Here is a 12801-nt window from a genome sequence, read left to right as displayed (position 1 = left end):
TTTTAAAAATTTTTTACTTCCCTTTTTTTATCAAAAATTGTTCGCATTTTATTTTGATTGAATGAAATAAATTCTATTTTCAAGCTCATTTTACACGACATCTTTCCAATATACTAAAATGTTCTTAAATACAACACAAATACGCATCAGATATAGCGAAACTGACCAAATGGGTTACTGTTATTATGGAAATTATGCACAATTTTTTGAGATAGGAAGGGTAGAAACTTTAAGAGCTTTAGGAGTCTCATATAGATCACTTGAAGAGCGTGGTATCATGTTACCTGTACTTGAACTCAATGTTAAATATCATAAGGCTGCAAAGTATGATGACCTCATCTCTATCCAAACCAAATTATTAAAAATTCCTTCTGCTAAAATCGAATTTGAATACCAAATTTTTAATGAAGAGAATGAACTATTAACAACAGCTTATACCAAACTTGTTTTTATTTCATCAAAAACAATGAAGCCCATTCAAGCTCCTGAAGATGTCATTAAGAAAATTAAAGAATTGGATCAGGATTAAACATCCTCACAGATAAAATCGAAATTATCAAGCATTGTAGTATCTGCTTTTCCCTGATACCACTGCTCAATGGTAAAACTTTCGTCCTTTTTAATACACTCCTCATTGAATAAATCTCCTTCTGGCCCTTCTAAAACTCCAGTTTTTTCAGTCACTTGCTCTTCTTCTCCGTTTACCCCTTGAATAATTACGGTTTCTGTGTAAGTATAAGAACAACGTTTGCACTTTTCACAAGATCCAAATAAAAACAATGAGAAAGTTGCTAGTATAAATGCCGGACGCATCATAGTTTTGTAATTTAAAGTCCAAAGATACTAAAACTAATGGAGAGCAAAATTATTGTAACTGATGACAATTCTAAAACTTTGTTAATTCCTGAATTGAATGAAACATATCATTCAACTAAAGGAGCTATTACAGAATCTCAACACGTCTTTATTAAAGAAGGTTTAATGCATGCCAATAAAAAAGACCTGAAGATTTTTGAAATGGGTTTTGGCACAGGTTTAAACGCAATACTTACCGCTCTTGTATCTGAACAAAACCAAATTACTGTAGATTATCACACAATAGAAGCATACCCTTTAAAATGGGAAATGGTAGATCAGTTAAATTATCAAGAGTTGCTCAATTTAAATGAACAGCAATTCGATTTTTTTAAATCATCACACCAAACAGAAACAAATTCAAAGCCGATTAAATTTGGAAATTTCAGCTTTCAAAAATACATCTCCAAAATACAGGACATCCAACTAGAGAATGATTTTTTTGACCTTATCTATTATGATGCGTTTGGCCCAAAAGTTCAAAGCGAATTATGGGAAATACCTGTATTAACAATCATTTATAACTCTATGAAAAAGGACGGAGTTTTAGTTACTTATTGCGCGCAAGGACAATTTAAAAGGAACTTAAAAGAATTAGGGTTCGAAGTAGAAAGCATCCCGGGACCTCCCGGAAAAAGAGAAATGACCAGAGCTATAAAAGCTGTTTAATTAATCGTTAATTACTTTTAATAACTGTGTCCGGGTCGAATAAAAAAACTAGCTACTTTAGCGAAAAACAATCTATACATTTGACCTTATGGCAGACGTTTTCACCCTTAGTAACCTTGGCACTTTATTAATGTTAATCCTATTACAGGCAGTACTGGGATTTGACAACCTCCTTTACATCTCTCTTGAATCTAAAAAAGTTGAACCTGAAAAAAGAAACAGAGTTAGAGTAATAGGAATTTCTTTAGCAATTGTACTGAGAATTGGATTGTTATTCTTATTAATGAAACTAATTACCCTTTTTCAAGACGAATTGTTTGCCATCAACTTAGGAAAGAATATTACATCAAGTTTTAATGGACATAGTTTAATTGTTCTATTTGGTGGAGGATTTATCATATACACAGCCATGAAAGAAATTTGGCATATGATATCGCACGAAACCCTTGATGAAGACAAAGCAGACAAAGACAAAAAGAAAAGCACCTCATCTGTTATCGCTATGATTGTTGTAATGAATTTGGTGTTTTCATTTGATTCTATTCTTAGCGCAATGGCATTAACAAGCACTATTCACAATGATACTACAGAATTGATTTTAATGTCAATAGCTATCATAGGAAGTGGATTACTAATGATATTGTTAGCTAATAAAGTAGCCCGATTTTTAGAGAAAAACAGAATGTTTGAGGTACTTGGCCTTTTTGTATTATTCATTGTAGGAATAATGCTTTTAACAGAAGGAGGACATCTTGCAAACATTGTAGTATATGGACACCATATTGTTCCTATGAATAAAACAACATTCTACTTTGTTATTATCGTCCTTGTATTGGTTGATATTGTCCAAAGCAGATATCAGAAAAAAATTATCCGCATTGAACAAGCTGAAGAAAAAAGAGATAAAATGGACAAAAATGAATCTAAGTTCGTTGATTAAAAATGAGTGAGGATATAAAAAATAGAATTGACAAATTGGTGAAAGAAATAAACTTTCACAACAACGCTTATTATGTCAAAAGCGCACCTGTAATTTCAGATTTTGAATTTGACCAAATGCTCAAGGAATTGGAACAACTTGAACATGACTATCCTCAATTCGCTTCAGCCAATAGCCCTACAAAAAGAGTTGGTGGAGATATCACAAAAAAATTTGAATCTGTCACACATGAATTTCCTATGCTTTCTTTATCTAACACCTACAGTGAAGATGAGATAAAAGATTGGGTTGTTAGAATTAAGAAACTATCAGAAGAAGAAATTACATACGTCTGCGAACTTAAATATGATGGTGTAGCAATAGGAATAAGATACAAAAATGGCGAATTGGAAAGAGCAGTGACCCGTGGTGACGGAACTCAAGGAGAAGATGTAACTACCAATGTCAAAACCATCAAAACTGTTCCGCTTACACTGCACACTGAAACACCTGCTGAATTTGAAATAAGAGGTGAAATATTTTTCCCACTTGAAAACTTCAGCAAACTAAATAAGTTGAGAGCAGAAGCCGGAGAAGAGTTATATGCAAATCCCAGAAACACAGCCAGTGGAACACTTAAATCCCAAGACAGTAAAATTGTTGCCGAAAGAGGATTAGACTGCTACTTATACGGAGTATATGGTTATGACTTAAACTTTACAAGTCATAGTGAAGCAGTCAAAACCGCTGGAGAATGGGGATTTAAAATTCCTGATAGCAACAAAAGAATGATTGAAAACTGTAAAACCATTGAAGAAATAATGGATTTTATCAGTTATTGGGATAAAAACAGATTTCAACTTCCTTTTGAGATTGACGGAGTTGTTATTAAGGTTGATAATTATGATCAACAAGAACAACTAGGCTTCACAGCCAAAAGTCCAAGATGGGCCATTGCTTACAAATTTAAGGCAGAACAGGTAAGCACAAGATTAAATGAAGTAACCTATCAAGTTGGGAGGACGGGAGCTATCACGCCGGTAGCCAATCTTGAACCCGTTTTGTTAGCAGGAACAACAGTGAAGAGAGCTTCACTTCATAATCAAGATCAAATTGAAAAGCTTGACTTACATATTGGAGACCAGGTTTATGTTGAAAAAGGAGGAGAAATTATCCCTAAGATAGTGGGAGTAGATATGTCCTTTAGGTCTAAGGCAGACGGAGTGGTAGAATTTATTTCACATTGCCCTGAATGTGGTACTGAATTGATACGAAAAGAAGGAGAAGCTCAGCATTTTTGCCCAAATGAAATAGGTTGCCCACCTCAAATTAAAGGAAGAATTGAGCATTTCATTAGTAGAAAGGCCATGAACATTGATGGTTTGGGACCAGAAACAATAGACGCCTTATATAACAGTCATTTAATTGAAAACTATGCCGATTTGTACGACTTAACTTTTAGTCAAATAGTTTCTTTAGAAAGAATGGCGGATAAGTCAGCTAATAATGCAATGGCCAGCATTGAAGCATCTTTGGCAACACCTTTTGAAAAAGTATTATTTGCATTAGGTATAAGGCACGTCGGCGAAACTGTAGCTAAAAAATTAGCAAGACACTTTAAAAATATTGATCAATTAGCTGCTGCAACATTTGATGAATTAATTGCAGTCAATGAAATTGGTGAGAAAATAGCCATAGCCATTCAATCATTTTTTCAAGAAGAGAAAAATAGAATCATTATTGAAAGATTGAAAAATGTTGGTATTCACTTTGAAATTGAAGTAGTTGAAAATGCTTCAAACACGCTTAAAGGGCAAACCTTTGTAATAAGTGGAGTATTTGAAAAAGTGAGTAGAAATGAGCTAAAAGAGCTGATTGAAAAAAATGGAGGCAAAAATACCGGTTCCATTTCAGCCAAAACGAATTATTTAGTAGCAGGAGAAAATATGGGACCTGCTAAATTGGATAAAGCACAGAAACTAGGAGTAAAAATTATCTCAGAAGATGATTTTTTAACCATGATAGAAAATTGATATGAATCAGATCAGAAACAACTTCTTAAAAAAGAAGATGAATTCACCGGTCAGCAGACATGTTGTTTTGATGGAACCTGACAAAATTAAGTCGGTATTGATTGTTACTGAAAAAGAAGATAACACACTTAAAAGAAAAGTAGAAGAATTATTTCCTTCGGCTAGTGTTTATCACTTATTCACAAGAGATATTAAAGAAGATAACTCTAAGGGATTCTATTACACAGTTAACAAATCTGATTTTAATTTAACAGGAGTGTTAAAAAATGATAAATTAAAAAATCTTGAATCTATGCAGATAGATTTACTAGTAGATTTGTCGGCTGAAGAGGGTTTGCTGGATTATTTTGTCTCAAGAATCAATGCTACACTTAAGGTTGGACAGATGTACACTGAAAAATCTTCAATGTATGATTTATTGATTCAATTAGAGGGATCTAAAATCCAACAGATAGAGAAAATATATGATCAACTAAAAATTTTTACGATCAATGCAAATTAGCAAGTTTAAAGGTTTAGGAGTAGCCATGGTAACTCCTTTCAAAGAAAATGGAGATGTAGATTTTGAAGGCTTAGAAAAACTAACAGAATTCATGATCAAAGGAGGTGTAGATTATTTGGTAGTACAAGGAACTACAGGTGAATCACCGGTTTTATCTAAAGAAGAAAAGCAACAGGTATTAGATACAGTGTGCAAAGTGAATAATGCACGCGTTCCTGTTGTGTTTGGAATTGGTGGAAATAATACGGCTGCCGTTGTAAATGATTTGTTATCATTTAATCTAACTAAGGTAGATGGAATTTTATCTGCTTCACCTTACTACAATAAACCAACTCAAGAAGGAATATATGCCCATTATAAGAGTATAGCTGGAGCTACAACACTTCCAGTAATCATTTATAACGTTCCGGGCAGAACAGCTTCTAATATAACAGCAGAAACAACTTTGCGATTAGCCAAAGATTTTAGCAATATGATTGCTGTAAAAGAGGCATCAGGAAACATGGAACAAATCATGGATATTATCCAAAATAAGCCTGATAATTTCTTAGTCATTTCAGGAGATGACGCAATTACTTTACCAATATTAGCAGCAGGCGGTGATGGGGTTATTTCAGTAGTTGGAAATGCTTTTCCTAATCAATTCTCTCAAATGGTAAATGCTGCTATGAAAAATGACATGGAAAAAGCACGCAAGTATCACTATGGTGTTCTACCTATTATTTCGCCTCTATTTCAAGAAGGAAATCCCGGCGGAATTAAAGAAGCATTAGCAGAATTAAATATTATTGAGTCGCATTTAAGACTACCGCTTGTAAACGTGAGTGATAAGTTAAAAAATCACATTCAAGAACTTACAAGAAACATTTATTCTAAGTTCCCGTATCAGAACTAAATAAAATACTATATTTGCTTGACTCGACTAACCGAAAATTAATGAAAAATAAAAAATTTAAGATAGGAATTTTGGCATTGAGTGCCACCTTATTTTTAGGCAGCTGTGGCGGCAACGAAGGGGATGAATTGATCAATGAAATAGACATTGACACTAACGCTACTGTTGATACAGATAATCAACTTGAGGTTGAGTATGCTGTTCCTACTCCTAACGAACTGTTTGAAATCATTAAACTTCAAGGAGGGGAAGAAAAAGTTGGATTAGTCAATTCACTAGATAACAAAGACAATTATGTTGAAACAAGCGAAAAAGCACTTGCATTTGGTGTTTATTCTGCGGATTTAGCTTATATGTCTTGTTTTGGTGTAGGAACTGAGTTCCTAAGATACATGAAGCTTATTGAAGAAATGGGTGAAGAACTAGGTATCGAAGGTGCTTTTGATGAAGAGTTAATGGATCGTATTGAAAATAACGAAGGTGATACTGATACGCTTTTCGCTATTTCAAATGAGACTTATTACGATAGCTATTTGTATTTAGAAGAAAATGGCAAAGGTGCTGAATTATCACTTATCATGGGAGGTGGATACATTGAGAGTTTGTATATCATCTGTAACTTGGTAGACGGATACAAAGAAAATGATCCAATTATTGAAAAGATTGGTGATCAGAAATTGGTACTTGAAAATTTAATGGAGTTTGTATCAACTTATGGTGATGATGAAGGTGTAAGTAATATGGTAAATGACCTTATATCATTACAGGATGTATTCGAGGCTAGCATGGGATTTGAAGAGTCTGGTACGAACGTTGATAATAATGATGGTAAGTTAGTTATTTCTGGAGGTGGTGCTTATACAATGAATGAGCAAGCATTAAAAGATATAACAGCGAAAGTAACTGAATTGAGAGAGAACATTATTAATTAAACTATGAAAAGAGCATTAATTATTGGGACAGCATTAATCAGTCTGGTAGCTATTCAGGCGTTAGCACAATGTAAAAAAACACACTTTTTCTGTACAAATGTCCTAGATGAAGACCAACAAAAAGAGTTTTGGAACTTAAATAACCAATCTCAAAGCGCCAACTTTAAGAAAGGTGAAGTTTATAAAATGAGCTTTATCGCTTACAAAGGATTCGATTATAGAATCTCTGTTTGTACTGATATTGAAGAAGGTGGAGATAAAATCAGATTTGAATTAGCGCATGACGCGGTTGTTAGAGTAAAAGATGAGTATGGTAATACGAACATCAAGAGACAAAGAGAATCTTTGTACAAAAACAATGATGACAACCTAGCTCAGTATTTAATTTTCACAGTTGAAAAAACAGAGAAATTTTACTTAGATGTAAATATTCCTGCTTCAGGTGAAAGTTCTGATAAAAAATTAGCTAAAACAGACAACGTTTGTGTTGGAGTTTTACTAGAGCATAAAAAAGTTGAAAAGTTTGGTTTCTAATTAATAACCAAAAAATATTAAGCCCTGGCACTCTTTGAGGTCAGGGTTTTTTAGTACAATATGGGTATAGACAGCAATAAAATACAATCGCTCAAGGACTTACTAAATCAATCTGCTAACATCCTAATTACAGCTCACAAAAGTCCTGATGGAGATAGCGTAGGTAGCTCTTTAGGACTTTATCATTATTTGAAAGTAAAAGGATACAATGTAAACATTTGTCATCCTGACGTTGCTCCGGATTTTTTACATTGGTTAATTGGTCATGATGAAATCTACAATCTTGATGATCACAAAGAAAAGGTAACTGAGATTTTTGCAAATGCAGATTTAATCTTTTGTTTAGATTACAATTCATCTTCACGAATTGGACAGATGGAAAAATTAATGAATGATGCCACTGCTAAAAAAGTAATGGTAGATCATCATAGAGACCCTGATGAAAATTTTTGTGATTTAATGTTCTCTGATATCACTTCTTGCTCTACCTCTCAACTTATATATGAGATTATTGCTGCGTCTGGAGATGAAAATATTGTGGACCCTTTGATAGGCACACCTTTATATGCAGGGATAGTAACAGATACAGGATCTTTTAGGTTCTCTTCTACTCTTCCAAAAACGCACTTAATCGCGGCTAGATTAATGGAGGCAGGTGTAAGACATTGGGAAGTTCATGAACACATTTTTGACAATAATTCTTTAGATAGAATCAGGTTGGTGAGTTATGCCATGTTAAATAAACTTGTTATTCTACCTGAATATAAAGCCGCTCATATATCATTAGGAGCAAAAGAGCTGGAATCATTTAATGCAACGAAAGGTGACACAGAAGGACTAGTCAATCAAGCTTTAGGGATAGAAGGTGTTAAAATGGCCGTATTCTTTAAAGAAGATGATGGCATTGTCAAGATAAGCTTCAGATCAAAAGGAGCTGTACCTGTGAGTGAAATGGCAAAAAATCACTTCAATGGTGGAGGACATTTAAACGCATCCGGTGGAAAATTTGTCGGTAAAATAGAAGATGCGATTGACAAATTTGTAACGATTCTACCTAGATTCGTTGATGAAAATAAAGCCTGCTTTGATGATTAGAACCTTTGTATTCATAATCTCTATTTTTTTATTGAGCTGCAAAAGTGAGCCAGAAGTTCAAACACCAGTTAATACCGGTGATTGGACGCAAGATGAATCAATTAATATGCACAACACCTTTGCCGGAGAAGAAAATCAAGAAATTGAAGACTTTTTGTCTCACCGCCCTGACTGGAAAGCAAAAGAGACCGGAACAGGATTGAGATACTTTGTTTATTATAAATCTGAAAACAACGATACAGCAAGAGCCGGAGACTTTGTAACGGTTGATTTTGAAATCACCTTATTAGACGGAACTTTTTGCTATTCATCTGAAGAGAAAGGAGCCGAGAGTTTTGTTGTTGAAAAAACAGATCTCGAATACGGTTTGCATGAAGGAATCAAATTCATGTGTACAGGTGACAAGGCTAAATTTATTTTACCATCACATATGGCTCATGGTTTAATTGGGGACAAAGACAAAATCCCTCCTTTAATGCCTACTATATATGACATTACTTTAGTAGAAATTCAAAAAAAAGACCAAAAATAGTATGCGCAATAAATTGATTTATTTCTTTTCGCTTATAACATTCGTCGCTTGTACACTTGAAGGTGTAGATGAGGATGAAAATAACCATGATAATGATCAAATAACAGTCAATGAAGTTGATTCAACTGACAATTCTGATGAACAACAAAGCAGTATGCTCAAGGCTGACTCAATTAATGGAGTAGCTAATGAAATGGTTTTTCAAAGAGAAGATGGATTGCGTATTGAATGGGAAATTAAAAAAACTGAAAGACCTATTGATCTGAATGATGTTGTTCTTGTTAATTATAAAGCGCGTGTTGCAGCAGGCGAACAATTTGATTCAAACTCTGAATTGGGAGAACCGGTACCTTTAAAATCTAACATTGGTGTTATGCTGCCAGGTTGGGAACAAGGATTAGTAGAGATGAGCGAGGGTGACATAGGACGTATTATGATTCCGGCTGCTTTAGCTTACGGCGAAGATGGATACAAAACTATCGTTCCGCCTAAAGCGGATATCATAGTGGACATTGAAATAGTAGAAAAAGTTGAACCAATTGTATTAGAGGATGGTGTTAAAGTATACAAATACAAAAAAGTCATTGATGGTGCTATACCTAAAAAGGAGCAGAAAATAACATTTGATTATTTTGCCTTCAGAAAAGGTAAAGATCCGGGAATGTATGACAATTCATACCAAAATGCTACTCCTTTCAGTTTCAAATTTGAAAACGATAATGTTGTGGAAGGATTACACATTGGAATGTCTGTAATGAAAGCAGGTGAAAGTGCATTTATTGAAATACCGGCTAAAGTTGCTTACGGCAAAAAAGGATTAATTGATCACGTGCCTGCCAATACGGATATTGTATACGACGTAAGAGTATCTACCATTGAATAAACTAATACCAGTCTATTTCTCTAGCAATATTTTCTCTGGCTTTTGACTCTAGCTTATTATTGAATGCTGTTGTTTTAAATATGGCATCCATATCCAAAAAATGTTGGAGTACCTTTTTTCTTCCGGGATTATAGATGTTATCAGGATAAATACCATACTCTTTGCGAACATTCAAAGCATAGGCTTCATAGTTTTTCCAATCCGAACCTAAAATAGACATATCAATGTCCAATAGGAGATTTGTATCATTGTCGGTAGATAATTCATGGAATTTGGTGGCGATTATTTGATTGAACACCTCTTCTACTCTATCTATTTCAAATCCAAGTTTCTGTAATCTTTCTTTGGCTATTTCTGCGCTTTTTTCTTCATTGTCTTTGCTAGCTGCATCATAAACAATGTCATGATAAAAAATACTGTACAAAACCACTTCAAAATCTTTGAATGCTGATTGAAATTCAAAAGCATACCTGAACATTTCAGATAAATGCGTTAGATTGTGATAAAATCTTGTTGTAGAATCGTAATTCTCCTTAATCTCATTCCAAAATTTATCCAACAAGCTATGATCAACCTGCTTTAGCGCACTTTTGTTTAAGCTCATCCACAGTTTATAAATGTGACTATTATCTTGCTTATGTTCAATCATATCTACCTGCAAAACCTTTTATAATGCTTATATTTAAAGATATATGAATAAAGAAATAAAGCTAGCTGTTTTAATTGACGGCGACAATATACCGGTTAAATATGTTTCAGAAATGATGGAGGAAATCACCAAATATGGTACACCTACTATCAAAAGAATTTATGGTGACTGGACCAATCCAAGACTTAAAAAATGGAAAGATGCACTATTGGAACATGCAATAAATCCCATACAGCAATACAGTTACACAATTGGCAAAAACGCAACGGATTCAGCCATGATCATTGATGCCATGGATATTTTATACACCAATCAGGTGGATGGATTTTGCATTGTATCCTCTGATAGTGACTTTACCAAACTGGCTACCAGAATTAGAGAATCCGGTAAAGTAGTATATGGTATAGGAGAAAAGAAAACTCCTGATCCGTTTATTGTTGCTTGTGATAAGTTTATTTATCTGGAAATTCTACAGAAATCTGACAATACAAATAATCAAAATGCAAATTCAAAAGCATTATCCACCATTACACCAAATGTGATTCGCTTACTTAAAAACTCTGTTCAGGATTGTGCAGATGAAGATGGTTGGGCGTTTTTGGGTGATGTAGGTTCGATAATAATTAAAAAACAACCCAATTTTGACCCAAGAAATTTTGGTTTTGAAAAACTAACCCCCTTGTTTAAATCCTTAAAACAATTTGAAATTGACTTACGCGATCAGGGGAAAGGGAGTGGAAAAACCAAGCTTATTTTTGTACGTAACAAATAAGCTACTTTATTTTCATAAGTGATTTATTTAGTGTAACTTATATGCTCTAAAAATTAAATTACCAACTAATTAAATCACAAAAAATGTCTCAATTTGAACCTATTTCAGGCGTTTCATTGGAATTGTACGCCAAACTATGTGGACTCATGTCCCAAACCAAGCCGGAAGAAACTGATAAGCATGCACAAATTGCCCAAGAAAATGGAGTAAACAACGAAAGTTGGGAAGCTGCAAAAACCGGATGGACCAAGATGATGACCGATCCAACTCATGCCATGGCTATCCAACAAGTGTTTATGCCAATTTATCAAGAAACTGTTGCTTCTATGCAAGAAGGAGAACCAATTAGCATTGAAAAATACGCAGAGATTAAGGCTGCAATGATTTTTGAAAAAGATGCAATGGGCAACAAGATTGATCCTAACATTATTTTAGGCAGATATGGCTACCATTTGACGCAATGGGGCACAATGGAAACCTATTGGACATCCAGAATTGCAAAAGACGAACACGGTAGAGTAATTGACAATTATGATGAAGAAGCACACAGAAAATTTACAGAATTAATCAATCATCATGGCGCCATTTACGCCGCTCAAGATTAAAGCTTTATAAAGGATCATCTATTAGATGGTCCTTTTTTTAGCATCCTACACTACTAACTGTAGCTACTTGATTAAGTAAGTAAGGTGATTTAGCAGAACCTGATAAAAATAAAGTTGGTACGAATGAATTATACTTGTTTCTATTGTCTATCATTAAATCAGGAATTCCATCCTGATCAATATCCCCAACAAAAAGAATTTGCAACATGGCATCATCAAAAAACTCAAAATGAGTAATCAACTGCCTTGTTTTTTTGCCTTCACTAGTCACCGCACCATATATAAGGTAATAATCTTGCAATATCATAAACTCCTCACTCACTTTTTTAGATTTACCATAACCTCTGAGAAAAAACTCTTGACCCATATGAACAATATCTTCTTGCTCTGCCGGTGCCACTACATCATCCATTAAATTGATTTCAATAACTTCTCCTTCTTCCAGTTCTCCAACATTACTCATCAAAATAATTTCTTCATGAGGATCTGTAAAATCAGTTTCAATTTTCCATCCTGTTGCTCCTTCATCTCCATCCAAAATTGGATCATTTACTCTTGAATAAAGTATATCAACCTTTTCCAAATAACAAACTTTGTCACTATCGCGGTAAAGTAAATACCAGTCTTGATCAAACCAGCTGCTATCCAGTTCGTCCTCATGATACGTTGAAGAGTTTAATAATTTCCCACCTAATTTGACAGGTGTTTCAAGAATTCCGGACATTGATTCCAATGTATCTATCACGTCAAATGCTTCATTTGCATCTTCCTCAAAATCCCTTAGATCAGTTGAATCTATAAGCTCATTCCCTTCATCCATACCATCTCTAATCACTTCTTTATTTATATCAGAATCTTCAGAACCTGAACAAGAAAGAACAATTGCAATAAGAGCTAAGATATATGTAGAATGAAAGCTTGTCACT

Annotated in this window: 16 protein-coding genes; 13 read left to right on the top strand and 3 right to left on the bottom strand. The window is 34.1% G+C overall.

Features of this window, described 5'->3' with window-relative positions; all coding sequences use genetic code 11:
• Positions 1 to 118: 118 nt before the first annotated feature.
• On the top strand, positions 119 to 529 hold the full coding sequence (locus K6119_RS19420; RefSeq protein ID WP_221834614.1) for an acyl-CoA thioesterase: 411 nt from the start codon (positions 119 to 121) through the stop codon (positions 527 to 529).
• On the opposite strand, the gene K6119_RS19415 is transcribed toward K6119_RS19420, so the two are convergent.
• Positions 526 to 816: a hypothetical protein gene (locus K6119_RS19415; protein ID WP_221834615.1), complete on the bottom strand. Its 291-nt coding sequence runs from the start codon at positions 814 to 816 to the stop codon at positions 526 to 528. The genes K6119_RS19420 and K6119_RS19415 overlap by 4 nt on opposite strands.
• A gap of 36 nt (positions 817 to 852) precedes the next feature.
• Here K6119_RS19415 and mnmC2 point away from each other — a divergent pair, with 36 nt between their 5' ends.
• From mnmC2 to K6119_RS19365, 10 genes are all read left to right on the top strand, one after another.
• Positions 853 to 1524 (top strand): tRNA (5-methylaminomethyl-2-thiouridine)(34)-methyltransferase MnmC2, encoded by a 672-nt coding sequence (gene mnmC2, locus K6119_RS19410; protein WP_221834616.1) that lies wholly within the window; start codon positions 853 to 855, stop codon positions 1522 to 1524.
• 130 nt (positions 1525 to 1654) lie between these two features.
• The gene (locus tag K6119_RS19405; protein WP_237828062.1) at positions 1655 to 2464 is read left to right on the top strand and encodes a TerC family protein; all 810 of its coding nucleotides are present in this window, start codon (positions 1655 to 1657) and stop codon (positions 2462 to 2464) included.
• A 2-nt stretch (positions 2465 to 2466) separates the two neighbouring features.
• Positions 2467 to 4476 carry an NAD-dependent DNA ligase LigA gene (gene ligA / locus K6119_RS19400; RefSeq protein ID WP_221834618.1) on the top strand — a complete coding sequence of 670 codons (2010 nt, stop codon included), beginning with the start codon at positions 2467 to 2469 and terminating at the stop codon, positions 4474 to 4476.
• Between the two features lies 1 nt (position 4477).
• Entirely contained in the window at positions 4478 to 4978 is a 501-nt protein-coding gene (locus K6119_RS19395; RefSeq protein WP_221834619.1) for a DUF6913 domain-containing protein, read from the top strand.
• Complete coding sequence (dapA, locus tag K6119_RS19390; RefSeq protein ID WP_336246100.1) at positions 4968 to 5873, top strand: 4-hydroxy-tetrahydrodipicolinate synthase; 906 nt, start codon at positions 4968 to 4970, stop codon at positions 5871 to 5873. Before K6119_RS19395 ends, dapA begins: the two co-directional genes overlap by 11 nt.
• Positions 5874 to 5914: 41 nt before the next feature.
• Positions 5915 to 6805 carry a hypothetical protein gene (locus K6119_RS19385; protein ID WP_221834620.1) on the top strand — a complete coding sequence of 297 codons (891 nt, stop codon included), beginning with the start codon at positions 5915 to 5917 and terminating at the stop codon, positions 6803 to 6805.
• 3 nt (positions 6806 to 6808) lie between these two features.
• Complete coding sequence (locus K6119_RS19380; protein ID WP_221834621.1) at positions 6809 to 7339, top strand: hypothetical protein; 531 nt, start codon at positions 6809 to 6811, stop codon at positions 7337 to 7339.
• Positions 7340 to 7399: 60 nt separating this feature from the next.
• Positions 7400 to 8434 (top strand): DHH family phosphoesterase, encoded by a 1035-nt coding sequence (locus K6119_RS19375; protein WP_221834622.1) that lies wholly within the window; start codon positions 7400 to 7402, stop codon positions 8432 to 8434.
• Positions 8427 to 8966 (top strand): FKBP-type peptidyl-prolyl cis-trans isomerase, encoded by a 540-nt coding sequence (locus K6119_RS19370; RefSeq protein ID WP_221834623.1) that lies wholly within the window; start codon positions 8427 to 8429, stop codon positions 8964 to 8966. Before K6119_RS19375 ends, K6119_RS19370 begins: the two co-directional genes overlap by 8 nt.
• Position 8967: 1 nt before the next feature.
• Positions 8968 to 9849, top strand: a complete 882-nt coding sequence (locus K6119_RS19365; RefSeq protein ID WP_221834624.1) for an FKBP-type peptidyl-prolyl cis-trans isomerase — start codon at positions 8968 to 8970, stop codon at positions 9847 to 9849.
• 1 nt (position 9850) lies between these two features.
• Here the strand turns inward: K6119_RS19365 and K6119_RS19360 are convergent, their stop codons facing one another.
• A complete protein-coding gene (locus K6119_RS19360; RefSeq protein ID WP_221834625.1) occupies positions 9851 to 10453 on the bottom strand; it encodes an HD domain-containing protein in 603 nt (200 codons plus the stop codon).
• Between the two features lie 88 nt (positions 10454 to 10541).
• Here K6119_RS19360 and K6119_RS19355 point away from each other — a divergent pair, with 88 nt between their 5' ends.
• On the top strand, positions 10542 to 11270 hold the full coding sequence (locus K6119_RS19355; protein ID WP_221834626.1) for an NYN domain-containing protein: 729 nt from the start codon (positions 10542 to 10544) through the stop codon (positions 11268 to 11270).
• An 83-nt stretch (positions 11271 to 11353) separates the two neighbouring features.
• Entirely contained in the window at positions 11354 to 11875 is a 522-nt protein-coding gene (locus tag K6119_RS19350) for a hypothetical protein (protein WP_221834627.1), read from the top strand.
• A gap of 37 nt (positions 11876 to 11912) precedes the next feature.
• On the opposite strand, the gene K6119_RS19345 is transcribed toward K6119_RS19350, so the two are convergent.
• On the bottom strand, positions 11913 to 12800 hold the full coding sequence (locus K6119_RS19345) for a hypothetical protein (protein WP_221834628.1): 888 nt from the start codon (positions 12798 to 12800) through the stop codon (positions 11913 to 11915).
• Position 12801: the final 1 nt, after the last annotated feature.

Origin of the sequence: Paracrocinitomix mangrovi (assembly GCF_019740355.2) — a bacterium.
Lineage (GTDB): Bacteria > Bacteroidota > Bacteroidia > Flavobacteriales_D > Crocinitomicaceae > Paracrocinitomix > Paracrocinitomix mangrovi.
Note: the sequence above shows the minus strand (reverse complement) of the source record. Positions and strands in the feature narration are given on the sequence as shown.

Excerpts from the sequence above, each read along its gene's own strand:
- K6119_RS19420 (WP_221834614.1), top strand. The coding sequence starts at position 119 with ATGTTCTTAAATACAACACAAATACGCATCAGATATAGCGAAACTGAC.
- K6119_RS19415 (WP_221834615.1), bottom strand. The coding sequence starts at position 816 with ATGATGCGTCCGGCATTTATACTAGCAACTTTCTCATTGTTTTTATTT.
- mnmC2 (WP_221834616.1), top strand. The coding sequence starts at position 853 with ATGGAGAGCAAAATTATTGTAACTGATGACAATTCTAAAACTTTGTTA.
- K6119_RS19405 (WP_237828062.1), top strand. The coding sequence starts at position 1,655 with ATGTTAATCCTATTACAGGCAGTACTGGGATTTGACAACCTCCTTTAC.
- ligA (WP_221834618.1), top strand. The coding sequence starts at position 2,467 with ATGAGTGAGGATATAAAAAATAGAATTGACAAATTGGTGAAAGAAATA.
- K6119_RS19395 (WP_221834619.1), top strand. The coding sequence starts at position 4,478 with ATGAATCAGATCAGAAACAACTTCTTAAAAAAGAAGATGAATTCACCG.
- dapA (WP_336246100.1), top strand. The coding sequence starts at position 4,968 with ATGCAAATTAGCAAGTTTAAAGGTTTAGGAGTAGCCATGGTAACTCCT.
- K6119_RS19385 (WP_221834620.1), top strand. The coding sequence starts at position 5,915 with ATGAAAAATAAAAAATTTAAGATAGGAATTTTGGCATTGAGTGCCACC.
- K6119_RS19380 (WP_221834621.1), top strand. The coding sequence starts at position 6,809 with ATGAAAAGAGCATTAATTATTGGGACAGCATTAATCAGTCTGGTAGCT.
- K6119_RS19375 (WP_221834622.1), top strand. The coding sequence starts at position 7,400 with ATGGGTATAGACAGCAATAAAATACAATCGCTCAAGGACTTACTAAAT.
- K6119_RS19370 (WP_221834623.1), top strand. The coding sequence starts at position 8,427 with ATGATTAGAACCTTTGTATTCATAATCTCTATTTTTTTATTGAGCTGC.
- K6119_RS19365 (WP_221834624.1), top strand. The coding sequence starts at position 8,968 with ATGCGCAATAAATTGATTTATTTCTTTTCGCTTATAACATTCGTCGCT.
- K6119_RS19360 (WP_221834625.1), bottom strand. The coding sequence starts at position 10,453 with ATGAGCTTAAACAAAAGTGCGCTAAAGCAGGTTGATCATAGCTTGTTG.
- K6119_RS19355 (WP_221834626.1), top strand. The coding sequence starts at position 10,542 with ATGAATAAAGAAATAAAGCTAGCTGTTTTAATTGACGGCGACAATATA.
- K6119_RS19350 (WP_221834627.1), top strand. The coding sequence starts at position 11,354 with ATGTCTCAATTTGAACCTATTTCAGGCGTTTCATTGGAATTGTACGCC.